26 protein-coding genes are annotated in these 25,452 nt (G+C 66.4%); 11 read left to right on the plus strand and 15 right to left on the minus strand.

The window, feature by feature from the left end; genetic code table 11:
- Window positions 1–137: 137 nt before the first annotated feature.
- The 3 genes from L6D89_RS22645 to L6D89_RS22655 are packed head-to-tail and all read right to left on the minus strand — an operon-like array spanning window position 138 to window position 3,513.
- Window positions 138–1,418 (minus strand): cytochrome c, encoded by a 1,281-nt coding sequence (locus L6D89_RS22645; RefSeq protein WP_236201257.1) that lies wholly within the window; start codon window positions 1,416–1,418, stop codon window positions 138–140.
- Window positions 1,415–3,004 (minus strand): GMC family oxidoreductase, encoded by a 1,590-nt coding sequence (locus L6D89_RS22650; RefSeq protein WP_236201258.1) that lies wholly within the window; start codon window positions 3,002–3,004, stop codon window positions 1,415–1,417. The genes L6D89_RS22645 and L6D89_RS22650 overlap by 4 nt, the downstream gene beginning before the upstream one ends.
- Window positions 3,005–3,006: 2 nt before the next feature.
- Window positions 3,007–3,513 (minus strand): sorbitol dehydrogenase family protein, encoded by a 507-nt coding sequence (locus L6D89_RS22655; RefSeq protein ID WP_236172786.1) that lies wholly within the window; start codon window positions 3,511–3,513, stop codon window positions 3,007–3,009.
- A gap of 240 nt (window positions 3,514–3,753) precedes the next feature.
- Between L6D89_RS22655 and L6D89_RS22660 the strand changes: the two genes are divergently transcribed.
- The 3 genes from L6D89_RS22660 (at window position 3,754) to L6D89_RS22670 (ending at window position 6,447) form a co-directional block, all read left to right on the plus strand.
- Window positions 3,754–4,548 (plus strand): thymidylate synthase, encoded by a 795-nt coding sequence (locus L6D89_RS22660; RefSeq protein WP_236201259.1) that lies wholly within the window; start codon window positions 3,754–3,756, stop codon window positions 4,546–4,548.
- A 299-nt stretch (window positions 4,549–4,847) separates the two neighbouring features.
- A complete protein-coding gene (locus tag L6D89_RS22665; RefSeq protein ID WP_236172784.1) occupies window positions 4,848–6,005 on the plus strand; it encodes an iron-containing alcohol dehydrogenase in 1,158 nt (385 codons plus the stop codon).
- A gap of 7 nt (window positions 6,006–6,012) precedes the next feature.
- The gene (locus tag L6D89_RS22670) at window positions 6,013–6,447 is read left to right on the plus strand and encodes an acyl-CoA thioesterase (RefSeq protein ID WP_236201260.1); all 435 of its coding nucleotides are present in this window, start codon (window positions 6,013–6,015) and stop codon (window positions 6,445–6,447) included.
- Between the two features lie 99 nt (window positions 6,448–6,546).
- On the opposite strand, the gene L6D89_RS22675 is transcribed toward L6D89_RS22670, so the two are convergent.
- Window positions 6,547–6,912, minus strand: a complete 366-nt coding sequence (locus L6D89_RS22675; protein WP_236201261.1) for a hypothetical protein — start codon at window positions 6,910–6,912, stop codon at window positions 6,547–6,549.
- Between the two features lie 276 nt (window positions 6,913–7,188).
- Between L6D89_RS22675 and L6D89_RS22680 the strand changes: the two genes are divergently transcribed.
- The gene (locus L6D89_RS22680) at window positions 7,189–7,728 is read left to right on the plus strand and encodes a DUF2087 domain-containing protein (RefSeq protein WP_236172781.1); all 540 of its coding nucleotides are present in this window, start codon (window positions 7,189–7,191) and stop codon (window positions 7,726–7,728) included.
- 59 nt (window positions 7,729–7,787) lie between these two features.
- On the opposite strand, the gene L6D89_RS22685 is transcribed toward L6D89_RS22680, so the two are convergent.
- The 5 genes from L6D89_RS22685 to L6D89_RS22705 form a co-directional block, all read right to left on the minus strand.
- Window positions 7,788–8,225 (minus strand): glycine zipper domain-containing protein, encoded by a 438-nt coding sequence (locus tag L6D89_RS22685; RefSeq protein ID WP_169935034.1) that lies wholly within the window; start codon window positions 8,223–8,225, stop codon window positions 7,788–7,790.
- A 121-nt stretch (window positions 8,226–8,346) separates the two neighbouring features.
- Window positions 8,347–8,847 carry a hypothetical protein gene (locus L6D89_RS22690; RefSeq protein WP_236172780.1) on the minus strand — a complete coding sequence of 167 codons (501 nt, stop codon included), beginning with the start codon at window positions 8,845–8,847 and terminating at the stop codon, window positions 8,347–8,349.
- A gap of 432 nt (window positions 8,848–9,279) precedes the next feature.
- Window positions 9,280–11,601 (minus strand): FdhF/YdeP family oxidoreductase, encoded by a 2,322-nt coding sequence (locus L6D89_RS22695; RefSeq protein ID WP_236201262.1) that lies wholly within the window; start codon window positions 11,599–11,601, stop codon window positions 9,280–9,282.
- 29 nt (window positions 11,602–11,630) lie between these two features.
- Window positions 11,631–12,467 (minus strand): formate dehydrogenase accessory sulfurtransferase FdhD, encoded by an 837-nt coding sequence (gene fdhD, locus L6D89_RS22700; protein WP_236172778.1) that lies wholly within the window; start codon window positions 12,465–12,467, stop codon window positions 11,631–11,633.
- 93 nt (window positions 12,468–12,560) lie between these two features.
- A complete protein-coding gene (locus tag L6D89_RS22705) occupies window positions 12,561–13,460 on the minus strand; it encodes a LysR family transcriptional regulator (protein ID WP_236201263.1) in 900 nt (299 codons plus the stop codon).
- Between the two features lie 149 nt (window positions 13,461–13,609).
- Between L6D89_RS22705 and lysM the strand changes: the two genes are divergently transcribed.
- Window positions 13,610–14,047: a peptidoglycan-binding protein LysM gene (gene lysM, locus L6D89_RS22710; RefSeq protein WP_037018714.1), complete on the plus strand. Its 438-nt coding sequence runs from the start codon at window positions 13,610–13,612 to the stop codon at window positions 14,045–14,047.
- 50 nt (window positions 14,048–14,097) lie between these two features.
- Here lysM and yrfG read toward each other — a convergent pair whose 3' ends face one another.
- Window positions 14,098–14,760: a GMP/IMP nucleotidase gene (gene yrfG, locus L6D89_RS22715; RefSeq protein WP_236172776.1), complete on the minus strand. Its 663-nt coding sequence runs from the start codon at window positions 14,758–14,760 to the stop codon at window positions 14,098–14,100.
- A gap of 126 nt (window positions 14,761–14,886) precedes the next feature.
- Here yrfG and nudE point away from each other — a divergent pair, with 126 nt between their 5' ends.
- From nudE to L6D89_RS22745, 6 genes are all read left to right on the plus strand, one after another.
- The gene (gene nudE, locus L6D89_RS22720) at window positions 14,887–15,453 is read left to right on the plus strand and encodes an ADP compounds hydrolase NudE (protein WP_236201264.1); all 567 of its coding nucleotides are present in this window, start codon (window positions 14,887–14,889) and stop codon (window positions 15,451–15,453) included.
- A complete protein-coding gene (cysQ, locus tag L6D89_RS22725; RefSeq protein ID WP_236201265.1) occupies window positions 15,453–16,271 on the plus strand; it encodes a 3'(2'),5'-bisphosphate nucleotidase CysQ in 819 nt (272 codons plus the stop codon). The genes nudE and cysQ overlap by 1 nt, the downstream gene beginning before the upstream one ends.
- Window positions 16,272–16,387: 116 nt before the next feature.
- Window positions 16,388–17,200: a bifunctional DNA-formamidopyrimidine glycosylase/DNA-(apurinic or apyrimidinic site) lyase gene (mutM, locus tag L6D89_RS22730; RefSeq protein WP_236172773.1), complete on the plus strand. Its 813-nt coding sequence runs from the start codon at window positions 16,388–16,390 to the stop codon at window positions 17,198–17,200.
- A gap of 95 nt (window positions 17,201–17,295) precedes the next feature.
- Entirely contained in the window at window positions 17,296–17,874 is a 579-nt protein-coding gene (locus L6D89_RS22735) for a lysophospholipid acyltransferase family protein (protein ID WP_236201266.1), read from the plus strand.
- 83 nt (window positions 17,875–17,957) lie between these two features.
- Window positions 17,958–18,296 (plus strand): multidrug transporter, encoded by a 339-nt coding sequence (locus L6D89_RS22740; protein ID WP_236172771.1) that lies wholly within the window; start codon window positions 17,958–17,960, stop codon window positions 18,294–18,296.
- Between the two features lie 73 nt (window positions 18,297–18,369).
- Window positions 18,370–20,217: a Na/Pi cotransporter family protein gene (locus L6D89_RS22745; RefSeq protein WP_236201267.1), complete on the plus strand. Its 1,848-nt coding sequence runs from the start codon at window positions 18,370–18,372 to the stop codon at window positions 20,215–20,217.
- Here the strand turns inward: L6D89_RS22745 and L6D89_RS22750 are convergent, their stop codons facing one another.
- The 5 genes from L6D89_RS22750 to L6D89_RS22770 all read right to left on the minus strand — a co-directional run bounded on the left by L6D89_RS22750 (window position 20,218) and on the right by L6D89_RS22770 (window position 25,451).
- Window positions 20,218–21,921, minus strand: coding sequence for a gamma-glutamyltransferase family protein (locus tag L6D89_RS22750; protein WP_236201268.1), 1,704 nt, complete (start codon window positions 21,919–21,921; stop codon window positions 20,218–20,220).
- A 123-nt stretch (window positions 21,922–22,044) separates the two neighbouring features.
- Complete coding sequence (locus L6D89_RS22755) at window positions 22,045–22,296, minus strand: YfhL family 4Fe-4S dicluster ferredoxin (protein ID WP_017521427.1); 252 nt, start codon at window positions 22,294–22,296, stop codon at window positions 22,045–22,047.
- A 144-nt stretch (window positions 22,297–22,440) separates the two neighbouring features.
- On the minus strand, window positions 22,441–22,920 hold the full coding sequence (gene coaD / locus L6D89_RS22760; RefSeq protein WP_184590535.1) for a pantetheine-phosphate adenylyltransferase: 480 nt from the start codon (window positions 22,918–22,920) through the stop codon (window positions 22,441–22,443).
- Window positions 22,921–23,270: 350 nt separating this feature from the next.
- Window positions 23,271–24,866 (minus strand): GMC family oxidoreductase, encoded by a 1,596-nt coding sequence (locus L6D89_RS22765; RefSeq protein WP_236201269.1) that lies wholly within the window; start codon window positions 24,864–24,866, stop codon window positions 23,271–23,273.
- Between the two features lie 39 nt (window positions 24,867–24,905).
- A complete protein-coding gene (locus L6D89_RS22770) occupies window positions 24,906–25,451 on the minus strand; it encodes a twin-arginine translocation pathway signal protein (RefSeq protein ID WP_236201270.1) in 546 nt (181 codons plus the stop codon).
- Window position 25,452: the final 1 nt, after the last annotated feature.

Genomic DNA, 25,452 nt, shown 5'->3' on the forward strand with positions numbered 1-25,452 from the left:
TCTTGGTCTTGTGGGGCATGGACATCCATTGTTCCGCGGCGACTCCGTGGGTAACGGAGCTTCCGTGAGCTGGCCGGGACTGTCAACGTGGCCGGGCGGCCTTCCTCGGGAACTGCTGGCCCGCCACCGCGCGTGCTTCAGGGTTGGCGAATCTCGGCGACCCGGGCGCTGTCGACCTTCACCTCGGGGTTGCCGAACTGTGCGCTGAGGTAGTTCACCAGCGTGGCGATCTGTTCGTCATTCAGCGTCCCGGCGAAACCGGGCATGAACACATCGTCGTCGCCCACCTTGCGGTGCACGCCGCCGAGTACGACCTGCACCAGGTTGTCCGGCTGCAGCGCGCCGACCGCAGTGTTCTTCAGCAGCATCGGGTAGTAGCCGTCCTTCACCCCCTCACCGGTCCAGGAGTGGCAGCTGGCGCAGTTGCCCAGGTAGAGGCGGGCGCCGTCGTCGTGCTTCTGCGCGGCGAAGTCCTGGCCGCGCAGAGTCACCACGTCATCCGCCGGCTCACCCCAGGCGAAGCGTGCCTTGCGCTCGCCATCGCTGACCGCCGGGACGCTGCGCAGGTAGCTGGCGATGGCCTGCAGGTCGGTATCGGTCATGTACTGGAAGCTGTGCTGCACCGCTTCGGCCATCGGCCCGGCGGCCTGTGCCTTGCCGGGCACGCGGCCGGTCTTGAGGTACTGGACGATCTCCGCGTCGCTCCAGCCGCCGATACCGCTGTGGGTGTCGGGAGTGATGTTGAAGGCGTACCAGCCGCCCAGCGCGGCGCCGGAGAGGAAGCCGGTGCTGCGTTCGTCCATGGCCTTCTCCTGGAACGCCATCCCGCGCGGTGTGTGGCAGGTGCCGCAGTGCGCCAGGCCCTGGACCAGGTAAGCGCCACGGTTCCAGGCCGCGCTCTGCTTCGGCTTGTTCTGGTAGACCGCGTCGTTGTGGAACAGCAGGTTCCAGATCGCCAGCGGCCAGCGCATGTCCAGCGGCCAGGCGATGTCGGAATCCTGGTTGGGCTGCGCCACGGCCTGCACGCCGCCTTCGAGGAACCAGGCGTAGAGCGCCTGCATGTCTTCGTCGGTGATCTTTGCGTAGGCGGTGTAGGGCATCGCCGGATAGAGCCGGGTGCCGCCCTTGGCCACACCTTCGCGCACGGCACGGGCGAAGTCGTCGTAGCTGTAGCTGCCAATGCCGGTCTTCGGATCGGGGGTGATGTTGGTGGAATACACCGCGCCCAGCGGTGTGGCCAGTGGCAGGCCGCCAGCGAAGGGCTTGCCGCCCGGCGCGGTGTGGCACGCTGCGCAGTCGCCGGCGCGGGCCAGATATTCGCCCCGTTGCAGCAGCTCCGCCGGGGCCGGGTCGAGCGCCTTGGCAGCGTAGGTGGCCAATGGCGTGGCCAGCAGGACGAGGAGCAGAAGGCGTTTCATGCCTTGGCCTCCCGCTTCAGGTGCTCGGCCAGGCGCAAGGCCAGGGCGGCGATGGTCAGGGTGCAGTTCACCGAGCCGACAGTGGGCATCACGCCGCTGCTGGCGATGAACAGGTTGGGGTGGTCGTGCGCCCGGCATTGGGCGTCCACCACCGAATCCTTCGGGTCGGCGCCCATCAGCACGGTGCCGGTGATGTGGTTGTTGTTGGCGAAGCTGTCGTCGAACTTTACCTCCTCGCCACCCAGCAGTTTCGCCGCATGGGCGTAAACCTCGCGGGTGTGGACCGCGCTCTTGCGCACGTAGTCGTCCATGGCGTAGGTGAACTCGGGCTTGGCAATGCCCGCCGCGTCGCGCTCGCTAGCGCTGGGCACGATGCGGTTCTCCGGGTGCGGAAGGATTTCGTGAAAGCTGTCGAAGCGCACGAAACGCGCGGCGCGGTCGCGGATCTTCGCCTCCAGGTCGTGGCCCAGCAGCAGTGGTCCGTGGCGGATCAGCTCGGCGGCCACCTGGTCGGTGCGCGAGAGGTTGGACAGGTGGATTTTCTTCGAGGCGTATTCGCTGCGGAAGGCGCCGTCGCGGAAGCCCACCATCGAGGTCATTTCCTGCGGCCCGCGGCCCGGCCAGAGCTTCTCGTCGGCATAGAACTGCACGGCGGTGCCGGGGTGGTCCATGAGGTTGCGGCCGACCATGTCCGAACTGTTGCCGACCTCGGACATCAGCATCAGCTTGGGCGTCTCGATGCCATTGGCGGCGAGGATGAAGGTGTCGCCCTCGACGCGCACTTCATTACCCTGCGGGTCCTTGTACAGCGCCGCGACGATCTTGCCGCCGTCGCCCTTCTCCAGTTTGAACACCACGGCGTTGTCGATCAGCCGCGCGCCGGCGGCCTCGGCCTTGTCGACGTGGACGATGCCGTTGTACATGGCGCCAATCGGGCAGATCGGCATGCAGTTGTTGTTGCCGCAGCAGGTCGGCCGGCCGTCGTACGGGCGGCTGTTGCGCGCCACCGGCTCGGTGACCACGCGATAACCGTTGGCGTTGAGCAGGGTCTTGATGCGCTGCTCGTTCCACGACAGCGGCAACGGCGGCATCGGGTAAGGCTGGCTGCGCGGCGAGTCGAGCTCCTCGTCGCCAGGGCCCCAGACCCCCAGTTCTTCCTCGGCGCGCTGGTACCAGGGCTCCAGTTCGGCGTACTCGATGGGCCAGTCGCGGCCTACGCCGTAGAGGCTGAGCAGCTTGAAATCGTTGGGCAGGAAACGCCAGGCCGAGGCCGCCCAGTGCCAGGTGGTGCCACCCACGGCGCGGATGTACTGCACGTCGTAGGGGTGTTCGCCCTTCTGAATCAGGTAGTGGTTGTCCGGCTTGAATTGGGGGTGCGGCGCGTAGGGGCTGGACGGGTAGGGTGCCTGGTTGTCGGATTTGTCCGCCTGGTTGCGGAAGCGCTCGACGATTTCCCAGCGGCCCATGCGCGGGCCTGCCTCGAGGATCAGCACGTCCTTGCCGGCCAGCGCCAACTGGTGTGCGACCAGTGCGCCGGCGATGCCGGAGCCCACCACCACGAAATCCGCGCGTTGCGTATCGGCCATGCTCAGGCCCCCCGCTCGGTCGGTTGCGCCGCCCAGAAGCCGGGCTTGTTCGGGCAATAGCTGCGGATCACCAGGACGTCATCCACGGCGCGGAACATCAGCGCCTGCTCGTAGGTGACCACCGTCGCACCGCTGTCATCGCCGATCTGGCCCAGGTACCAGCCGCCGAGGATCTGCCGGGCCAGCCACTGCTGGCGCTCGTTCCAGGTATCCGGCGCGTCGCCCAGGCGGTCCAGCAGCTCCGTGAGACTCTGCCGCAGTGCCGTGTCACGCTGGGCCAGGACGCCGAACAGGCGTAAACCGATGCGCGGGTCGAGGTTGCTGCGGCCGGTCAGGCGCTGGGACAGAGTCATGAACTCGTCCAGCTCCGTCGCCGCCTGGGGTGTCAGTGCGGCCCAGGTGCGCGCGGCGGGGCTGAGCAGCACGCCGCCCGCCGCGGCGCTGGCGCAGGCCACCGCCAGCAGGCGGCGGCGCGAAAGGGGAAAGGCGGGCAGTGGTGCCTCGGACATGACAACCTCTCTTGCAACAGGCGAACGGTTGGGAAGCGCGGTCTCTCGCCGCTTGCTTCGTGACGCTGGGTGCTGCCTTTGGCCGCGTCGCCGGTCCGTCGGTCGGACTGGCGATAGCGTGCCCAGGCCCTTAGTATTGCCGCTTGTTCAGATTCTGCCGGGCGATTCGCTCTGCCGGCGGCCCACTCCGGAGCCGCGCCGCAGAGCCTCACCGACCGGCTTTTGGGTGAAACCTTCGCGATGAAACAGTACCTCGACCTCATGCGCCACGTGCGCGAACATGGCACCTTCAAGAGCGATCGCACCGGCACCGGCACCTACAGCGTGTTCGGCCACCAGATGCGTTTCGACCTCTCCGAAGGCTTCCCGCTGGTGACCACCAAGAAGTGCCACCTCAAATCGATCGTCCATGAGCTGCTGTGGTTCCTCAAAGGTTCGACCAACATCGCCTACCTGAAGGAAAACGGCGTCTCGATCTGGGACGAATGGGCCGACGAGAACGGCGACCTGGGCCCGGTCTACGGCTACCAGTGGCGCTCCTGGCCGGCGCCGGACGGCCGCCATATCGACCAGATCGCCAACCTGATGCAGATGCTGAAGAGCAACCCGGACTCGCGCCGGCTGATCGTCTCCGCGTGGAACCCCGCGCTGATCGACGAGATGGCCCTGCCACCCTGCCATGCGCTGTTCCAGTTCTATGTGGCCGACGGCAAGCTCAGCTGCCAGCTGTACCAGCGCTCGGCCGACATCTTCCTCGGCGTGCCCTTCAACATCGCCAGCTATGCGCTGCTGACCCTGATGGTCGCGCAGGTTGCCGGGTTCGCGCCGGGCGAGTTCATCTGGACCGGCGGCGACTGCCACCTGTACGCCAACCACCTGGAGCAGACCGACCTGCAGCTGACCCGCCAGCCGCTGCCGCTGCCCACCATGAAGATCAACCCCGAGGTGAAGGACCTGTTCGACTTCCGCTTCGAGGACTTCGAACTGGTCGGCTATGAAGCCCACCCACACATCAAGGCGCCGGTCGCTGTCTGAACCGCGACAGGCTCCCTTGCAAAGGCCGGCGCAATGCCGGCCTTTGCGTTTCTGCGCCGAGGCCCCCGGCAAACGGGGATGGCGTTCGAGTGGCGCCATGCCTGCGCGCCCTTCACTGACGGCTATCGCTGCGCACCCCCCATGGCAAACGTGCGCCAGTCAGTCATTTGGCAAATATATGTTTCGCCTAGCGGTACGAGGTTTCATAAAGGTGCGGCGCATTGCTATGCTCCGCGTGCTGGCCGCTGAACAGTGGCCTACGGATTTTCCGCAGTACAACGACAAGACCGGGGACCGTCATGCAGCCTTTCAGCTTTGCCACCACCGCGCAGATTCTCTGCGAGAGTGGTTCCGCCGCCCGCCTGGGTGAACTCTGCCGCGAGCGCGGCGCCCAGCGCGTACTCATCGTCACCGACCCCGGGATCACCCGTCTGAACATGCTCGACGGCGTGCTGCCCGGCTTCGCCGAGGCCGGCGTGGCGGTGGAAGTCTTTGACCAGGTAGTGGCGGACCCGCCGGAAAGCGTGGTGCTGCAAGCCACCGACCAGGCGCGGCGGATGGCCGCGCAACTGGTGATCGGCTTCGGCGGCGGCAGCTCGATGGACGTCGCCAAGCTGGTTGCGCTGCTGGCACACCCGCTGGCCGCCCAGGGGCTCAAGGATATCTTCGGCGTCGGCAATGCCCGCGGCCCGCGCCTGCCGCTGCTGCAGGTGCCGACCACCGCCGGGACCGGCTCGGAAGTCACGCCGATCGCTATCGTCACCACCGGCGAGACCACCAAGATGGGCGTGGTCAGCCCGCACCTGTTGCCGGACCTGGCCGTGCTCGATGCCGACCTTACCCTCGGCCTGCCGCCGGCCGTCACCGCGGCTACCGGCATCGACGCGATGGTCCACGCCATCGAGGCGTACACCAGCAAGCTGAAGAAGAATCCGCTGTCCGACCTGCTCGCCCGCGAAGCGCTGCGCCTGCTGGCGCTGAACCTCGACGAAGCCGTGCACAACGGCGGTAACCGCGAGGCTCGCCAGGCCATGCTGCTGGGTGCCTGCCTGGCCGGGCAGGCCTTCGCCAATGCCCCGGTGGCCGCCGTCCACGCGCTGGCCTACCCGCTCGGCGGGCACTTCCATATTCCCCATGGCCTGAGCAATGCGCTGGTGCTGCCGGAGGTGATCCGCTTCAACGCACCGAACGCCGGCGCTCTCTACGCCGAACTGGCGCCGTTGCTGCTGGGCCAGCGCCTGCGCAGTGACGCCGACCGCACCGAGCAGTTCATCGCCGAACTGGCCGATCTCAGCCCGCGCAGTGGCCTGCCTTCGCGCCTGCGCGATGCCGGCGTCCCGCAGGACAGCCTGCCGCGCCTGGCCGCTGACGCGATGCTGCAACAGCGCCTGCTGGTGAATAATCCCCGCGAAGTCAGCGAGAGCGATGCGCTGGCCATCTACCGAGCCGCCTTCTGAGAACCCCATGAGCGAGCAGCATCCCAGCCGCGCCGACTACGCGCACTTCCAGCCGATTACCACGCGCTGGCATGACAACGATATCTACGGCCACGTGAACAACGTGACCTACTACGGCTTCTTCGACACGGCGGTGAACACTTACCTGATCGAGCGTGGCGGCCTGGATATCCACAACGGCGACGTGGTGGGCTTCGTGGTCAGCTCCAGCTGTGATTATTTCGCGCCGGTGGCCTTCCCCGAGCGCATCGAGGTCGGCCTGCGGGTCGGCAAGCTGGGTAACAGTTCGGTGCAATACGAGCTGGCGATCTTCCGCGAAGGCGACGAACTGGCCTGCGCGGCAGGCAAGTTCGTGCACGTGTTCGTCGATCGCGCGAGCAACCGCCCGGTGTCGATTCCTCCTGCGTTGCGCGAGGCGATGGACGTACTGGTGCGAGTCTGACCTGTTCTTCGTAGGAGCGAGCTTGCTCGCGAACGGATTTTCCGGCAGCTCTCGATGCAGGGATTGTTCGCGAGCAAGCTCGCTCCTACAGCGGTTGCGTCACCAGCCCATTGGATAATGCTCGATCCGGCACGGCCGGCTGTGGCCGTCGCCCTTGCAGATGCCGTCCAGGTACTGGTAGCGCATCCACACTCGTTGCCCGGGCGTCGGCCAATGCTGGCGAGGAATCCGGCTCTGCCAGTCGGCGCTTTCCGGCTCGAAGGCGATCAACGCGCCGCGGTCCGGGCAATCCGTGCCGGCGGCCCGTGGCTTGACCGACTCCACGCGGCCTTCCAGGCCGCGCACGGGCAATTTGAGGGGTCCAATAATCTCCACTTCCATCTGGCAGACCTGCCAGTCTCCGGCGTGCGCGGTCTGCACGGCGCCAAGCGACAGCAGCAGACCGGCGGCAGCAAGCGCTTTCACGAATGACTCCTTGTGGCCAGTGATCCCTTCCCGACAAGCCTATACGAGCGTGGCGGAATAATACGGGGGCTTGTCCCGGGTGGTCCGTCAGGCCTATGCTGGCCGCCGGTCGGCAGTTCACCCAGGCGTCGCCGCCTCCGTATGGAGAGCGCTAAACCTGCCGCGCGGTTCCCCGCATCTTTGACGATCCGACACATACTCCCAGTGCCGCATCGGAATACGGCGACCCCCGATTACCTCCTGCGCGAGGTCTAGGCACGCAACGAGGATTGCACTGTGTCCAGGCAACGCTTGCCCTATCACGCCCCTGACATCTCTGCCCTGGCGAAATCGCTGGCGCGCCAGCTCGACGAAGCGCCCGAGCGCCCCGGTCATGTCGAGCTGCTCAACCTGCTCGCCCGCGCGGTGGGCTTCCGCAACTACCAGGCGCTGCGCGCCAGCCACCAGGCCGAGGCGCGCCTGGCTCGTGAAACCGAGCCCGAGGCCGTGGTGGACTTTCGCCGTGTCGAACAATGGCGGCGCTACTTCGATGACGCCGGCTGCCTGCAGCGCTGGCCGAAGAAGCACAGCCATCGCGAGGCCTGCCTGTGGGTGCTGTGGTCGCGACTACCGGCGCGGCAGCGCTGGAGCGAGCGGGAGCTCAACGAACGGTTGCGCGCCCAGGAGCGCCTGGGCGACCACCTGTTGCTGCGACGCGCACTGGTGGATGGCGGCTGGCTCGCGCGCACCGACGATGGTGGCGAATACCGGCGCATAGAACGGCGCCCCCCGGCCGATTTGGGGGCGTTGTTGTCCTGTTTGCCGGCCTGCGCCTGATACCGAAGCCCTGAACGAAAAAGCCCGCCTATTGGCGGGCTTTTTCACACAGGCATCTGTCAGTCGTCGTGATGCTTGTGTTTGTGTTTGTAGTGGCCTTTGCCCTTGTGATGACTCTTGTTGCTGCTGTGATGGTCATCATCGTTGTCATCGGCCAGATGGTTGCCCAGCGCGCCGCCGGCTGCGCCGCCCAGGCCTGCACCGATGGCGCCACCGGTGGAGCCGCCGACCTTGTTGCCAATCACCGAGCCGCCGGCCGCACCGAGGCCGCCACCAATCGCCGCCTCGGTCTTGTTGCCGTTCTTCGCACCCATCGCGCCGCCAGCCGCACCGCCTACGCCGGCACCGATGGCTGCACCGGTGGAACCGCCCAGGGCGCCGCCGACCACGTTACCCAGCGCACCCCCGACACCGCCGCCGATGGCGGATTTGGTGTCGTCGGCCACGGCGTGGCTGGCCAGCAGGGCCAGTGCCAGAACAGAAAGAGTCTTACGCATATTGCGAACCTGAATGTAGGAATTATCGGGAGAATTGTCCCGCACACAAAACAGCCGGGCAATCAGGCCCGGCTGTCAGTCGTCGTTTCCGTGGACTGATCGCGGTAAGTGCTGCCGCGGATCAATCCCAGTCGCGATGGTGCTTGTGCTTGTGTTTGTACCAGCCGCGATGGCGACCGTTGTCGTGCCAGCGGCGATCGTAGTGGCGGTGATCGTCGTAACGGGCGCGACGGTAGCCGCGGTTGTCGTCATCGTCGTCACGGTTGCTGTCGGCGTAGTGGTTGCCCAGCGCGCCACCGGCGCCGCCACCCAGGGCCGCACCGATCAGGCCGCCGGTGGTGCCACCCATCTTGTTGCCCAGTACCTGGCCGCCGGCGGCGCCCAGGCCACCGCCGATGGCGGCTTCGGTCTTGTTGCCGTGGCGCGCGCCCATGGCACCGCCTGCCGCACCGCCAAGGCCGCCACCGATGGCGGCGCCGGTGCTGCCGCCGACCGCCTGGCCGACCGCAGTGCCCAATACCCCGCCCAGGGCGCCACCGACGCCGGCACGGGTGTCGCCGTCCGCGAAGGCGGTGCCACCGACCAGCGCAAGAGACAACAGGAGCATCGAGGAGTACTTCATAGAGAGGATCTCTCTGTGGGGATGTTGCTGGCGATCCTCGGTTCGTGCGAAGGCTCTGACAAGGGGGTTCCGACGAGTAACACGACTTTCATCAAATAATGCAAGTATTTGATTTATGGTCAGAACTTTTTCGATTTTGGGCGGTCTGAGTGTTATTCCAGGGTTCCGCTTTTGATGTGTTTTTCTCACAAAATGCCATTGAAATGATGGCTTTTCACGAAAAGCGCCCTGACCCTTCCGAGTTTACCTTTCAGCCTCTTCTTGCGTGATGTGAGCCCTGCAGATTTTTCGCAGGACGATGTTTTCGTGCGCGCTTAAAAAGACTTCGCGAGCAAGCTCGCTCCTACAAAGAGCTGCGGCTTTTCTGTAGGAGCGAGCCTGCTCGCGAAGCGGAGGGTGGACGGCGCTCCGGTGGGCGCGCCGTGAAGGGCTTCACGCGATGCGCTGGCTCGGCCGTGCCTTCTCCAGGCGGATGGCGACGAACTTCGAGGTGGGCGTGTGGCTGCCGACGCCGTGACTGTCCAGCGGCACCAACGGGTTGGTTTCCGGGTAGTAAGCCGCAGCCTGGCCGGCGGGGATGTCGTAGGCCAGCAGGGTAAAGCCATTGACGCGACGGTCCACGCCGTCGGACCAGAGCGACACCATGTCCACCTTCTCGCCCGGCTCGAAGCCCAGACGGCGGATGTCGGCCTCGTTGGCGAACACCACCTCGCGGTGGCCGCGCACGCCGCGGTAGCGGTCGTCCAGGCCATAAATGGTGGTGTTGTACTGGTCGTGGGAGCGCAGCGTCTGCAGGATCAGGTGCGGCTCCTGACCGGTCTCGCGGATCTTCGCGTGGACCAGGTCCGCCGGCAGCGGATGGTGGTGGAAGTTGGCCTTGCCGCTGGCGGTGTTCCAGCGCCGCGAGCCGGCCGAGTTGCCCAGGTGGAAGCCGCCCGGGTTGGCCACACGGCGATTGAAGTCGCTGAAGCCGGGGATGGTGTCGGCGATCAGGTCGCGGATGCGGTCGTAGTTGGCGATCATCGCGTCCCAATCCACCGGGTGGTTGCCGAGGGTGGCCTTGGCGATGCCGGCGATGATCGCGGGCTCCGAGCGCATCTGTTTCGACGACGGCTCCAACTGGCCGAAGGACGCGTGGATCATGCTGAAGGAGTCTTCCACGGTCACCGCCTGTGGGCCTTCGGTCTGGCGATCGATGTCGGTACGGCCCAGGCATGGCAGGATCAGCGCGTCACGGCCGACGGTGAGGTGGCTGCGGTTGAGCTTGGTGCTGATCTGCACGGTCAGCGCGCAATTGCGCAAGGACTGATGAGTGCGCGGGCTATCCGGGGTCGCCTGGGCGAAGTTGCCGCCCAGGCCGATGAAGACCTTGGCCTGGCCATCGAGCATGGCGTTGATCGCCTCGACGGTGTTGTGCCCGTTCTCGCGCGGCACCTTGAAGCCGAAACGTCGTTCGATGGCGTCCAGCAGTGCCACCGGCGGGCGGTCGTTGATGCCCATGGTGCGGTCGCCCTGCACATTGCTGTGGCCGCGCACCGGGCACAGGCCGGCGCCGGGGCGGCCGACGTTGCCGCGCAGCAATTGCAGGGCAACCAGTTCCTGGATGGTCGGTACCGAATGATGGTGCTGGGTGATGCCCATGGCCCAGCAGACGATCACGCGCTCGGCGCGGCGGTACATGATGGCGGCCTGTTCGATCTCCCCGAGGCTCAGGCCCGACTGCTGGACGATGTGCTCCCAGCTGGTGTCGTCCACGCTGGCCAGGTAGGCATCGACGCCCTGGGTGTGCTCGGCGATGAACTCATGATCGAAGACGGCCGGCTCGCCCTTGGCCTGGGCTTCGCGCTCCCACTGCAGGAGGAACTTGGCGATACCGCGCACGGCGGCCATGTCGCCACCCAGGGCAGGGCGGAAGAACGCGGTATTCAGCGGCTCGGAGCCGTTGGTGAGCATTTCCAGCGCGTGTTGCGGGTGCTGGAAGCGCTCCAGGCCGCGCTCCTTCAGCGGGTTGAAGGCGACGACCTGGGCGCCGCGCTTCACCGCCTCGCGCAGCGGTTCGAGCATGCGCGGGTGGTTGGTGCCGGGGTTCTGGCCGAAGACGAAGATCGCGTCGGCGTGCTCGAAGTCATCGAAGGTCACGGTGCCCTTGCCGATGCCAACACTCTGTCCCAGGGCCACGCCGCTGGCCTCGTGGCACATGTTCGAGCAATCCGGGAAGTTGTTGGTGCCGAAGGCGCGGACGAACAGCTGGTAGAGGAAGGCCGCCTCGTTGCTGGCCCGGCCGGAGGTGTAGAACTCGGCCTGGTTGGGGTTTTCCAGCGCGTTCAGGTGCTGGGCGATCAGGGCGAAGGCGTCGTCCCAGGCGATCGGCTGGTAGCGGTCGCTGGCCGGGTCGTAGCGCATCGGGTCGGTCAGGCGGCCCTGGTATTCAAGCCAGTAGTCGCTCTGCTCACGCAGCGAGCTGACGCTGTGCCGGGCAAAAAAGGCCGGGTCAACGCGGCGCTTGGTGGCTTCCCAGTTCACTGCCTTGGCGCCGTTTTCGCAGAACTTCACCCGGCCATCTTCCGGGGAGTCGCCCCAGGCGCAACCGGGGCAGTCGAAGCCGCCGTTCTGGTTGGTCTTGAGCAAGGCGCGGAGGTTCTTGAACGGCTGCTTGCTGTCCAGCCAGAAGCGCGTGACGCTGATCAGCGCGCCCCAACCGGCGGCGGCGCCCTTGTAGGGTTGGTAGCGGGGATTCTCTTGCTGCAGGCTCATGGGGTCTCTTTATTTTCGAAAGCGGACGTTCAGGCGGCCGGCGGAGCCGGGCTGTAGACGCGGGGCGCGCTGCGATGGGGCAGGTGGATCAGGTTCAGGTTGTGCTCGCGGGCCCACTGCACCGTGAGTGCGGTGGGCGCGGACAGGCTGACCAGGGTCGACAGACCGGCGCGCACGGCCTTGTGGATAAGTTCCAGGCTGCAGCGGCTGGTGACCACGGCGAAGCCGCCAGCCAGGTCCAGGCGCTGGCGCTTGAGCGCGCCGATCAGCTTGTCGAGGGCGTTGTGACGGCCGATGTCTTCGCGGCACAGGCGTATCTCGCCCGCGGCATCGACGAATAGCGCGGCGTGCAGCGCGCCGCTGCGGCGGCCGATTTCCTGCACGGCGTTGACCCGCTCACGCAGGTGCTCGAGGTGCGCAGCGGGCGGCAGCGGAGCCGGCGCCAGTACCGGCAGGTCCGGCAGCGCCTGGTCCAGCGCCTCGACGCCGCACAGGCCGCAGCCGGTGTTGCCGGCCAGTTGCCGGCGCTGGTCCTTGAGTGCCCAGAAGGCGCGGTTACTGACCTGCACCTCGGCGGCCATGGCGTCGCCGTGGGTTGTCAGGCTGACGTCATAGATGTCGTCGATGGAGTCGATGAGGCCGGCGCCGAGACTGAAACCGTGGACGAAGTCTTCCAGGTCGTTCGGCGAGACCATCATGACCGCCTGGCTGAGGCCGTTGTAAGCGATGGCCAGGGCGATTTCCCCGGCGAGCACGGCACTGCCGGTGTCGCCAGCCAGGGTGAGTTCGGCGTAGCTGTAGCCGTCGGCAGGCACGACAGCGTCCCGGACCGCAGCGCTGGCCGGGCGGGTGATCAGGCAAGGCATGGGCTGAGCCCTGTGGTTCTAGTAATACGACCAGCCTAAGCCCATGCCGGTACAGCGTCTAATGGCTGCTGTCGATGCTGTGATAGACGCTATTTATCGGTTGGCGATTTCGCTACCCAGCAGCGCCGCCGCTTCGCGGAAGCAGGCTTCGGCCAGCGCCGAGCGCGGGTCGCTGCGGCGCAGGATCAGGCCCAGCGACGACAAGGTGCGCGCGTCCTCTATCGGGGTGAGGACGAAGTGCTCGCCCTGGGCATCCAGTCCGCTGCCCAGCGGCATGATCGCGCAACACAGCCCGCGTTCCACCGCCTGCAGCAACTGGTGCACGGCGTCGGTCTCCAGGCGCGCCTGGGGCGTCAGGCCACGGCTGCGGAAGCCGTGGTCGATGGACTGGCGGAAATGCATGCCAGCGGACATCAGGCCCAGCGGCAGTTCTGCCAGGGCGTCCCAGCTCAGGGTCGGACTGTCGATCTGGAAGTGCCGGCGGTCGTGCAGCAGGCCCATGCGCGTGGCGGCCAGTTCCAGGCTTTCGAAATGCTCGCGGTCGAGGCGATCCAGATATGACAGGCCGAGGTCCAGCTGGTTGCGGCCCAGGCCCTCGAGGATTTTCTCCGAGCTCAGGGCGAACAGCTGGAAGCGCAGCTCCGGGTGGCGCTGGGCGAACAGTTCGATCAACTGCATGGGGTCGAACCCCGCCAATGGCACCAGGCCCAGGCGCAAGGTGCCGACCAGTTGGCCCCGGCACGCGGCCGCCTCGGCGTAGAGCCCGTCGTGGGCCGCGAGCAGGCTGCGGGCCCAGGCCAGGACGCGTTCGCCGGCCTCGGTGAAGCCTTCGAAGCGCTGTCCGCGGCGCACCAGTTCCAGGCCCAGTTCTTCTTCCAGGCTGCGCAGGCGCATGGACAGGGTTGGCTGGGTGACATGGCAGCGCGCCGCCGCCTGGCCGAAGTGCCGTGTCTCGTCCAGGGCGCAGAGGAATTTCAGCTGCTTGATGTCCATCGGCGGGAAGACTCCGGGGGCGTTCTGTCGGGTCGGGGCGGGATTAGGGCTTTTCCGTCAGGCGCTGCGGAAGTCGCCGTCTAGACTCCAGGGGCGCGCGGCCTGCCCAATGCCGGCCGCCTGTCACTGTAACCGTAGGGAGGTTGGAAATGGGCATTTTTGCGTTCGTTAAGGAAGCCGGCGAGAAACTCTGGGAAAGCATTGTGGGCCAGGAGGCGCAGGCCGCCGAATCGCTCAAGGACCACATTGCCAAGGTCGGCCTGGGCAATCCGAATATCCAGGTCAGCGTCGAGGGCGACAAGGTGATCGCCACCGGTGAGGTGGCCAGCCAGGAAGAGAAGGAGAAGATCCTGCTGGCACTGGGCAACGTCGCTGGCGTGTCGGGTGTGGAAGATCACATCACGGTCGCCACACCGGCTGCGGAAGCGCGTTTCGTCACTGTGAAGAAGGGCGATACGCTCAGCGCCATCGCCAAGGCGGAGTACGGCAACGCCAACCTCTACAACAAGATTTTCGAGGCGAACAAGCCGATGCTCAGCCACCCGGACAAGATCTATCCCGGCCAGGTGCTGCGGATTCCGGAGTGAGGTCTACGAGCCCGGCCCAGCGCCGGGCTCGCTGTTTCTGCAACCCGCGTTCACAAACCTTCGAGCAGCGCCCGGTAGTCTTCCTGGGCGGCGAATTCCTCGGTGTCCTTCGGCCCTTGCCGGCTGTCCGGCTGGCGCACCGCCAGCAGCTGGGCGACGCCAAAGGTCCGCGCAGCGCGCAGGATCGGCAGGCTGTCGTCGATGAACAGGCTGCGCGCCGGATCGAAGCTGACGTCCGCCTGCAGCGCTTGCCAGAACTGCTGGTCCTCCTTGGGGAAGCCGTAGTCGTGCGAGCTGATCAGCCGGTCGAACCACGGCGACAGCTCCACCCGTTGCATCTTCAACGACAGGGAATCTCGGTGTGCGTTGGTGATCAGCACCGCGCGCTTGCCGTGGCGGCGCAGTTCAGCGAGGAACAGGTCGGCATCCGGGCGCAGGGCGATGAGGTCGGCGACCTCGTGCTTGAGGTCGAGGATCGACAGCTTCAGCTCGCGGCTCCAGAAGTCCAGGCAGTACCAGTTGAGCTGCCCGGCATTGTCGCGAAACAGCGGCAGCAGCTCGGCATCCGCCTGGGCGCGGCTGATGCCATGGTGCTCGGCATAGCGTTGCGGCAGGTGTTCGAGCCAGAAGTGGTTGTCGAAGTGCAGATCAAGCAGGGTGCCGTCCATGTCGAGCAGTACGGTGTCGATCTGGTTCCAGGGCAGGCGTGGCATGCGGGGCTTTCGCAAAAGGGTGTCGCAATTGCACCGCCGGTGGACGGAATCGGCGCGATATCTGACACGGAGAATCGGAAAAGGCGGGTTATCATAGCCGACCCGGCCACCCCCAGGAGTCGCCCCATGCGTCAGAAACCCACGGTCCTCGCCCGAGAGATCGTTGCCAGAAGCCAGCTCTTTGCCGTCGAGGAGCTGCAGCTGCGCTTCTCCAATGGCGTCGAGCGTACCTACGAGCGCCTGGTGGGCAAAGGGCAGGGCTACGGAGCGGTCATGGTGATCGCCATGCTCGACGCCGACCACGCCGTGCTGGTCGAGGAATACTGCGCCGGCGTCGACGAGTACCAGCTGTCGCTGCCCAAGGGCCTGGTGGAGCCGGGCGAGGACATCCTCGAAGCGGCCAACCGCGAGCTGAAGGAAGAAGCCGGCTACGGCGCCCGCCAGCTCGAGCACATCACCGAGCTGTCGCTGTCGCCCGGCTACATGAGCCAGCGCATCCAGGTGGTACTCGCCCGCGATCTCTACGAGGAATCGTTGCCTGGCGACGAGCCCGAGCCGATGGGCGTGGACAAGATCAACCTGCGCGAGCTTTCCAGCCTCGCGCAGAATGCCCAGTTCAGCGAAGGACGGGCCCTGGCCGCCCTCTACCTGGTGCGCGACCTGCTGACCCAACGAGGGGAATTCCTGCCGTGATGAATGCTTTTCTGCCTGCCGTGATCGACCTGGTGCACAAGGCGGGCGATGTGATCCTGCCGTTCTGGCGGGGCGATCTGGATGTCCAGAGCAAGTCCGACGAGTCGCCTGTCACCGCTGCCGACCTGGCCGCCCACCGCCTGCTGGCCGATGGCCTGCGTGCTTTGGCGCCGGACGTGCCGGTGCTCTCCGAGGAAGATTGCGACATCCCTCTGGAGCTGCGTGCGCAGTGGAGCCGCTGGTGGCTGGTTGACCCGCTGGACGGCACCAAGGAGTTCATCTCCGGCAGCGACGAATTCACCGTCAACGTCGCGCTCATCGAGCACGGCCGCGTGGTCTTCGGCGTGGTCGGCATCCCCGCCAGTGGTCGCTGCTACTACGGCGGCACCGGCCTGGGCGCCTGGCGCGAGGAGCGCGGCGGCGAACCCGAGGCCATCGAGGTGCGCAGCAGCCCGGAAGATGTCTTCACCGTGGTGGCCAGCAAGCGCCACTCCAGCCCGCAGCAGGAGAGCCTGCTGTCTGGCCTGGCGCAGCGCTTTGGCGACCTGAACCTGGCCAGTATCGGCAGCTCACTGAAGTTCTGCCTGTTGGCCGAAGGCTCGGCGGATTGCTACCCGCGCCTGGCACCCACCAGCCAGTGGGACACGGCAGCGGCGCAGGGCGTGCTGGAAGGCGCCGGCGGCGAAGTGCTGGATACGCAGGGCGAGCCCTTCACCTATGAGGCGCGGGAAGGTTTCCTCAATTCGTCCTTCCTGGCGCTGCCCAAGGCGGCCGAATGGCGCGATGACCTGATCCTGCTGGCCCGCGCGCTGGACTGACCCAATACCGTTGTAGGAGCGAGCTTACTCGCGAGCCCGCTTGACGCGGGTGTTGCCGGTGAACTCGTTCGCGAGCAAGCTCGCTCCTACAGAAAGCTCCCATGCAGTAGTGATCCATGCCTGAACTACCCGAAGTCGAAACCACCCGCCGGGGCATCGCGCCCCACCTCGAAGGCCAACGCGTCAGCCGCGTGATCGTCCGTGAGCGACGGTTGCGCTGGCCGATCCCGGAGGACCTCGACGTGCGCCTGTCCGGGCAACGTATCGTGCGGGTGGAGCGGCGCGCCAAGTACCTGCTGCTCAATGCCGAGGTGGGCACCCTGATCAGCCACCTGGGCATGTCCGGCAGCCTGCGCCTGGTGGAGTGCGGCACGCCTGCAGCGCGTCACGAGCATGTGGATATCGAGCTGGAGTCGGGCATGGCGCTGCGCTACACCGACCCCCGCCGCTTCGGTGCGCTGCTCTGGAGTCTGACGCCGCTGGAGCATGAGCTGCTGCGCCATCTCGGCCCGGAACCGCTGACCGACGCCTTCGAGGGTGAACGCCTGTTCCAGCTGTCGCGCAACCGCAGCATGGCGGTAAAACCTTTCATCATGGACAACGCGGTGGTGGTCGGTGTGGGCAACATCTACGCCACCGAGGCGCTGTTCGCCGCCGGCATCGACCCGCGTCGCGAGGCCGGGACCATCTCGCGGGCGCGCTACGTGAAGCTTGCCCAGGAGATCAAGCGCATCCTCGCCATTGCCATCGAGCGCGGCGGCACCACGCTGCGCGATTTCGTCGGCGGCGACGGCCAACCGGGCTACTTCCAGCAGGAGCTCTTCGCCTACGGGCGCGGCGGCGAACCCTGCAAGGTCTGCGGCTCGACCCTGCGCGAAGTGCGCCTCGGCCAGCGCGCCAGCGTCTACTGTCCGCGCTGCCAACGCTGAGGCTGCGGGGCCGCCGTTAAGCTGCCGCCCCGATCTGCCACCCCACCTTCTGCCATAACAACAATGGCCCCCGACGAGGGGCCTACAGGTGATTCATGTCCGGCAACTATCTGCCCCGCAACCCGTTCGCCGAGGCGCTCGGCCACAGCATGCTGCGTGTGGCCGGCTGGCGCATCGAAGGTGCGCTGCCGCCCCTCGACAAGTTCGTGGTGATCGGCGCGCACCACACGTCCAACTGGGATTTCGTCCTGCTCCTGGCGGTCAAGTTCGTACTGCGCCTGAATGCCCGCTGGTTCGGCAAGCACACCATCTTTCGCGCGCCCTTCGGCGGCCTGCTGCGTCGCTGGGGCGGCATCCCGATCCAGCGCCATCTCAAGCTGAATACCGTGGACCAGGCGATCCAGGCCTTCCGCGACAACCGCGAGATGATGCTGATCCTCTCTCCGGAGGGCACGCGCAAGAAGGTTGAACGCTGGAAAATGGGCTTCTACCACATCGCCCGTGGCGCGGGCGTACCGATCGTGCTGGCGGCGCTGGATTACCCGGGCCGGCGGATTGTCATTGGCGAACCGTTCTGGCCCACGGGCAACGAGTCCGCTGACCTGGAACGGATGCTGGCCTTCTACAGGCCTTTTGTACCGAAAAAGCCCGAATACGCATTCTTCGGTGATTGAAGGCTGTCACGCGACAAGTCATGGAGCGCTGTTATAGTTATGGCAGTCTGCCTGCCCAACTAAACAAAAAAGGACTTCCTTCCATGACCCTGTTCCGCACCACCGCCACTGCAATGGCACTGGCCTGTGCATTCTCGGTGCTGCCGGCTGTTGCCCAGGATGCGGTGAGCAACGTCAGCGGCGACCCGACCTACACCGTCGAAGCCCCGCCGGCCTACGCGATGATGGGCGACCTGCTCATCGCCCGCCCGCTCCTGATCGCCGCCACCGTGGTGGGCACTGCCGCCTTCGTGGTGACCCTGCCGTTCAGCGCGGCAGGCGGCAACGTCAAGGAAGCAGGCCAGGCGCTAGTGGTGGATCCAGGCAAGGCCGCCTTCGTGCGCTGCCTGGGCTGCACCACCAGCGGCTACAAGAAGGACTGATCCGTCGTCCTGTTCCGGGGCGGCGTGGCCGCCTCGCCCACCCGGCTTGCCGGGTGAATTCCATGGGTAGTCCATGCACCTGAGCAGCCTGAAGAAGCATCTGCGTCCGCTGCTTCTGCTGCTGGTCGCTGTCATCCTGGGCTATACCTTCTGGTCCAGCGCCGGCCTGCTGCAGTTGGGAGCGGGCCTGGCGCTGTTCCTGTTCGGCATGCAGTGCCTGGAAGAAGGACTGCGCGATCTTGCCGGCAGCCAGCTCGAACGCTGGCTGGAGAAGAGCACCTCCACCCGCGGCAAGAGCCTGCTGTTCGGCCTCTTCGGCACCTTCCTGCTGCAATCCTCCACCCTGGTTTCCCTGCTTACCATCGCCTTCATCAGCACCGGGCTGATCCAGTTGGCGGGTGGTATCGCGATCCTGTTCGGCGCCAACCTGGGCGCCACCAGCGGTATCTGGCTGCTGGCGCTGGCCGGGCAGAACCTCAGCCTGAGCCCCCTGGCGCTGCCCTTGCTGGTGTTCGGCATCCTGCTGGGCTTCAACGGCGCCAAGAGCAAGGCCGCCGGACGCATCCTGCTGGGCATCGCCTTCATCTTCCTGGGCATCGATCAGATCAAGGACGGCTTCGGCAGCTTCGGCGATGCCATGGACATGAGCGCGCTGCGCTCGGACGGGCTGCTCGGTGCGCTGCTGTTCGTCACCTTCGGCCTGCTGATCACCGTGGTTCTGCAGTCCAGCCACGCCACGCTGATGCTGACCCTCGCAGCGCTGGCCGGCGGCCAACTGGAGCTGGGCCAGAGTCTGGCGATTGCCATCGGCTCGAATGTCGGCAGCAGCGTGACCACGGCCTTCGTCGGCTCCCTGGGCGGCAACCGCAGCGGCCAGCGACTGGCACTGGCGCATGTGCTGTTCAACGTGGTGACCGGGGTCCTTGCGTTCATCCTGCTCGCGCCGCTGACCTGGCTGGTGCACTGGCTGGTGACGCCGCTGGGGCTGGCGGACAACCCGATGATCCAGCTGGCGCTGTTCCACACCCTGTTCAATGGCATGGGCGTGGCGCTCTTCTGGCCGATCCAGGGCGCGCTGGCCAAGGCGCTGGTGCGCTGGCTGCCGGAAGTCGAAGAGCCGGCGGTACTGATCACCGACATGGCGCCGGCCCTGCCGTCCATCGAGCGCACCCATGCGCGCTACCTCAACGAACGCGCGCTGGATTCCGCCGACGCCGCCGCCAGTGCGGTCCTACAGGAGTTGCGGCACCTGGGCCGGCTGAGCATCGAGGTGATCTGCCACGCGCTCTACCTGCCGGTGGATATGCTCAGCCAGCCGCGCATCGACGAGAACGAACTGCGCGCGGCGCCCGATCGCCACGCGTTGGGCGCGGAAGTGCTCTACCAGCGTCATATCAAGGGGGTCTATGGCGATCTGCTGAGCTTCATGGGGCGCCTCGAAGTGCCTCTTGACGAGGAGCACCAGCGCTTCTGGCTGTCCTGCCAGGTCGTGGCGCTGCAGCTGGTGGATGCGGTGAAGGACGCCAAGCATCTGCAGAAGAACCTCGGGCAGGCCCTGCACGGCGAGCCATCGGCGCTACGCGATACCTATGTCGAGCTGCGCCGGCACCTGATCGCGATGCTGCGGGAAGTGCGCGCACTGGGTTCGCTGATTGGCGGCGATCTGCCGGCAGAGGCGTTGGCGGCGCGCCTGCAGTTGCTCGACGAAAGCGCCGCCGAGTTCGACGGCGCCTTCCGCCAGCGGCTGTTCGCCGCCGTACGCCGGCACGAGCTGGACGGCCTGCAGATGAGCTCGCTGATGAACGACCTGGGCTATGTCAGCCGGATCATCCAGAGCTTGCGCAACGTGCTGCAGCTGGGCACCGAGCATGGCCTGTTCGAGCCAGGCGAGGACGAAACGCCGGGGCTCATCCTTCCCTGATCAGCGCAGTGGCGCCGCCAGCTCGGTAGCCAGGCCGATGCCGCGCGGATCGCTGGCGGACTGCACCTCACCGGACTTCTTGTTCCACAGCAGCACCTGCTGGTTGCCGTAGGCGCGGCCGACATCCTTGAGGGTGTAGCCACGACGCTGCAGGTCAGCCATTTCGGCAGCGCTGAATGCGCGCGGCTCGTGCTCGATCACGTCGGGCAGGTACTGGTGGTGGTAGCGCGGCGAGGAGACCCAGCGCTGCACCGGCTTGCCATCCAGGTAATCGAGCATCGCCAGCAGCACCATGCTGGGAATCCGACTGCCGCCGGGTGTGCCGAAGGCCGCGAGTTCTCCCGGGCTCTCGATGAAGCTCGGGCTCATGCTCGACAGCGGCCGCTTGCCGGCGGCCACGGCATTGGCCTGGGTGCCGGTCAGCGCATAGGCGTTGGCGCCGCCGAGGTCGGTGGCGAAATCGTCCATCTCGTCATTCAGCAGTACGCCGGTACCGGGCACGGTGAAAGCCGCGCCAAACGGCAGGTTGACCGACAGGGTGGCGGCCACGGCGTTGCCGTCGGCGTCCATCACCACGAAGTGAGTGGTGTGATCGCCCTCGCGCCAGGCCGGCGCCGGCGGCAAGCTGGAGCTGGGTGTGGCGCGCTGCGGGTCGATGCCGGCGGCCAGGCGCTTCAGGTAGTCCGGCGCGAGCAACTGGTTGACCGGGTTGGCGACCCGATCGGGGTCGCCCAGCAGCCCGCGGTCACGGTAAGCGCGGCGCAGGACCTCCACCACGTAATGTGCTCGTTGCACCGGTTCGGCCTTCTGCCAGGGCAGCTGCTGCAGCATGCCCAGGCTTTGCGCCAGGGCGATGCCGCCGGCGGAGGGCGGCGGGGCACTGATCAGTTCGCGCCCGTCGGCCAGCGGGTAGCGTAGCGCCGGGCGTTCGACGGTGCGGTAGCTGGCGAGGTCTTCGAGGCTCCAGATGCCGCCGGCGGCGCGCACGCCTTCCACCAGTTTCGCCGCCGTCTCGCCTTCATAGAAGCCAGTGCGGCCGTAGCGCGCCAGCTTCTCCAGAGTGTTGGCCAACTGCGGCTGGCGCATCAGGCTGTATTCCTCGGGCAGGTTGCCCTGGTCGAGGAAGATGCGTGCGGTCTCGCGGTCCTTGCGCATCGCGTCCAGGCGCCAGGAGGCGCGGTCGATGTAGACGCGGTCGATGGACACACCGTCGGTGGCCAGGCGGATCGCCGGCACGAGGTTGTTCGCCAGGGTCTTGCGGCCGTAGCGGCTGGTGATATCCGCCAGGGCGGCGGGGAGGCCGGGAATGCCGGCGGCCAGCGGGCCATTGAGCGACAGTTGTGGGTCGACCTTACCGTTGCGCTCGTACATCCGCGCACTGGCGGCCAGCGGGGCGCGCTCGCGGGCGTCGATGAAGTGGTAGGTCGGCGGGCTGCCGGCCTTGCGCAGCAGGAAGAAGCCACCACCGCCCAGGCCCGAGCCATAGGGCTCGGCTACTGCCAGGGCCGCGGCGATGGCCACGGCGGCGTCGAAGGCGTTACCGCCGTCGGAGAGGGTTTCCAGGCCTGCCACGGTGGCAGACGGGTGCGCCGTGGCGACGCTGGCCTGGGCCGGATGCTCCGCTGCGTGCAGGGCAAAGCTCAGCAGCAGGAGGCTGCAGAAGCCGAGCAGGGAGGCGCGGGAGCGGGAGTTCAACAGGGACATGGCATCTCACGAACCGCCGGCAGGGCCGGCTGGAAAACCAAACGGGGCGAAGGTGGAGGATAGACAATCCACGACGCCCCGCGTTTGTGAGAACTCAATGAAAAAGTGTCGAGACGCGCGAAGTCAGGCTTTGCCGGTGAGCTTCTTGTACTTTTCCATCAGCTGATCCTTGCTCTCGACGTTGCTTTCGTCGAGGGGGATGCAGTCGACCGGGCAGACCTGCTGGCACTGCGGCTCGTCGTAGTGGCCGACGCATTCGGTGCACAGGTTCGGGTCGATGACGTAGATCTCCTCGCCCTGGGAGATCGCGGCATTGGGGCACTCAGGTTCGCAGACGTCGCAATTGATGCAATCGTCAGTGATTTTCAGGGACATCGAACAACTCCAACCATGGCGGCAGCCACGGCGCTCGGTAGCAACAATGGTGAAATTGTGCCGTATTGGCGCGCGCGTTGCACGCGGCCCCGCCGGAGGGCGCTGGAATCGGGGAGGTTGCCGCCTTCCCTGGCGGCCGTGCGGTCAGCGCTTGAAGCGCTCGGCCAGGGCGCTGGCCACCGCGGGATGGACGAATTTGGTGATGTCGCCGCCCAGCGCCGCAATCTCGCGCACCAGGGTGGAGGAGATGAAGGAGTACTTCTCCGACGGGGTGAGGAACATGCTCTCCAGGTCGGGGGCGAGCTGGCGGTTCATGTTGGCCAGCTGGAATTCGTACTCGAAGTCCGACACCGCGCGCAGGCCGCGCAGCAGGATGTTGGCGTTCTGCTCCTTGGCGAAATGGGCGAGCAGCGAAGAGAAGCCGACGACTTCCACGTTGGGCAGGTGCGAGGTGACCTGGCGGGCCAGTTCTACGCGCTGTTCCAGGGGGAACAGGGGATTCTTCTTGGGGCTGGCGGCGACGGCAATGATCACCTGGTCGAACAGTCGCGAGGCGCGTTCGACCAGATCGGCATGGCCTTTGGTGATGGGGTCGAAGGTACCCGGGTACAGCACTCGATTCATCGCGGCGTCCTGGTCGGCTCTTGTTGGCAGGCTGGTGCAATAGCGGGCGGATGGTAACGCAGCATGTTCCTCGGGCCAAGCGACCTTGGTAGTGCTTCTGTGAGCGGACTACCTGAGATAACCGGCGAAAGACCGACGAGTCGAGTACAGGCCGCGTGCCAGAGCCTGCGCGCGGATTTTCGCAAGGAGAACCCCTGTAGGAGCGAGCTTGCTCGCGAACCAGTCCCGCAGCGGAGAATGTTCGCGAGGCCGAATCCATTCCCTACGGATAACGGCATTCCCCACATCCCTGTGGGTCACAAGCTCGCTCCTACGAAGAAGCATCTCACGCGGATGGTCCGGGAGTCGCTTCAGGCCTTGCCCAGCCGCTTGGCCAGCGCATCGGCCAGTTGCGCGGTGAGGCCGTAGACCGAGAGCTGCGGGTTGGCGCCGATGCTGGTGGGGAACAGCGAGCCGTCGTGGATCGACAGGTTCTCCAGCTGGTGGTGGCGGCCGAGGCTGTCGCACACCGATTGCTTCGCATCCTCGCCCATGGCGCAGCCGCCCATCACGTGGGCGCTGCCCAGGCGGGTGCGGTAGAGCTCCAGGCTCAGGCTGTCGATCAGCGCGTGGGCCTCCTTGGCGGTTTTCACATAGTCGGCGTCGGCATGCAGCGGCAGCACCGCCTTGGCGCCGGCGGCGAACTGGATGTCGGCCATGGTGTGGAAGGCGCGGCGGATGCCGTCCCAGGTGTAGTCGGTCATCTGGTAATCGAGCACCGGGGTGTCGTCGCCGCGCAGGCTGACCGAGCCCACTGCGCTGTCCGGATGGAAGCCGTCGCGCATCAGCGCCAGGATCACGTTGGTGTGCGGCAACTGCTCCATGCGCAGTGCGTTGTCCTCGCCGAAGCGGCCGAGCAGGGTGGCGCTGAGTGCCGGTTGCAGCGGCGGCACTTCGAGCTTGTAGGACATGCGTCCGGTGGCGCCGTCGTCCCACTGGAAGTGGTCGGAATAGATCGACTGCGGCGCGCCATAGAACGGGTTGATCACTTCGTCGAACAGCGCGGCGCTGAAGTTCACCGTGTGCAGGAAGGTGCGCTGGCCAACACGCCCGTTCGGATCCGGTGCCTTGGAGCGCAGGAGGATCGCCGGGGTGTTGATGCCGCCGCCGGAGAGCACGTAGTGACGCGCCTTGATGGTGATCTTGCGGCCGGTGGGAGCGACGCAGCGCTCGTCCATGGCCGAACACTCCAGGCCGCTGACCTTGTTGCCGTCGTGCAGCAGGCGATCGGCGCGGGCGAGGAACAGCAGTTCGCCGCCTTTTTCCAGGGTCGCCGGGATGGTGGTGACCAGCATCGACTGCTTGGCGTTGGTCGGGCAGCCCATGCCGCAGTAACCGATGTTCCAGCAGCCACGGACGTTGCGCGGGATGACTTTCCAGTGCAGGCCGAGCTTCTCGCAGCCGTTGCGGATCACATCGTTGTTGGCGTTGGGCGGCATGATCCAAGGCGCGACGCCCAGACGCTGTTCCATCTTCTCGAACCAGGGCGCCATCTCGGCGACGCTGTGGCCCTTGACGCCGTGCTCCTTGGCCCAGTGTTCCAGGGTCGGCTCCGGGGTGCGGAAGCTGGAGGTCCAGTTGACCAGGGTGGTGCCGCCCACGGCGCGGCCCTGGAGGATGGTGATGGCGCCGTCCTTGCTCATCCGGCCGATGCCTTCCTGGTACAGGTTCGGGTAGGCGTCGGCTTCCTGCATCTTGAAGTCGCTGCTGGTCTTGAGCGGGCCTTCTTCCACCAGCAGCACCTTGTAGCCGGCAGCGCTGAGGGTTTCGGCGGTGGTGCCGCCGCCGGCGCCGGTGCCGACGATCACCACGTCGGCTTCCAGAGTCAGGTCCTTGTCCAGGCGCGAGCCGTTGTGGACTTTCCAGCCGCGGGCCAGGCCCTCGGCGAACAGATCGGGTACGGGCATCGGAAATCTCTCAGGCGAATTCTTGTTGTTCTGGCGGAATCAGATCTTCGGCGGGCCGGGGTAGCCGCAGTGGCCCCAGGACTCCGGGCGGCTGTACCAGGCCATCATCACCAGTTGCAGCAGCGAGCTGTGGCCCATCTTCAGCAGGGAGATGAAGCTGTTCTGCCAGCGGTTCAGGAAGTTCTGCACGTCCTGCGCGCTGGCGTTGTCCCAACTGCCCCAGATGCCGGTGAGCGGCCCGCGGGTGATCGGCAGGGCGAGCACGTCGAACAGCTGCACGGTGAGCTTGAGCATTTCCGGGGAGAGGTGGTTGAGGCTGTTGTCCAGGCTCTGGATGGTGCCCTTGACTGCCTCGGCCATGCGCTCGGCGGGCACGGCGCCGGCCAGCATCACCGGGATCAGCGCGCGCAGGAACGGCAGGTCGGACTCGCGCAGCACGGCGTAACCGCTGGCCGGAGTGCTGGCGGAGCAGCCGCTGAGGCTGGCGGTGACGCCGGCCGTGGCGAGGAAGGCGCCGCCCAGCAGGCCGATCTTGAGCACGCCGCGCCGGGAGAGTCCCGGCGCGCTCAGGGAGGTGTCTGTCATT

It is taken from the genome of Pseudomonas pseudonitroreducens (assembly GCF_021603645.1).
Classification (GTDB): domain Bacteria; phylum Pseudomonadota; class Gammaproteobacteria; order Pseudomonadales; family Pseudomonadaceae; genus Pseudomonas; species Pseudomonas pseudonitroreducens.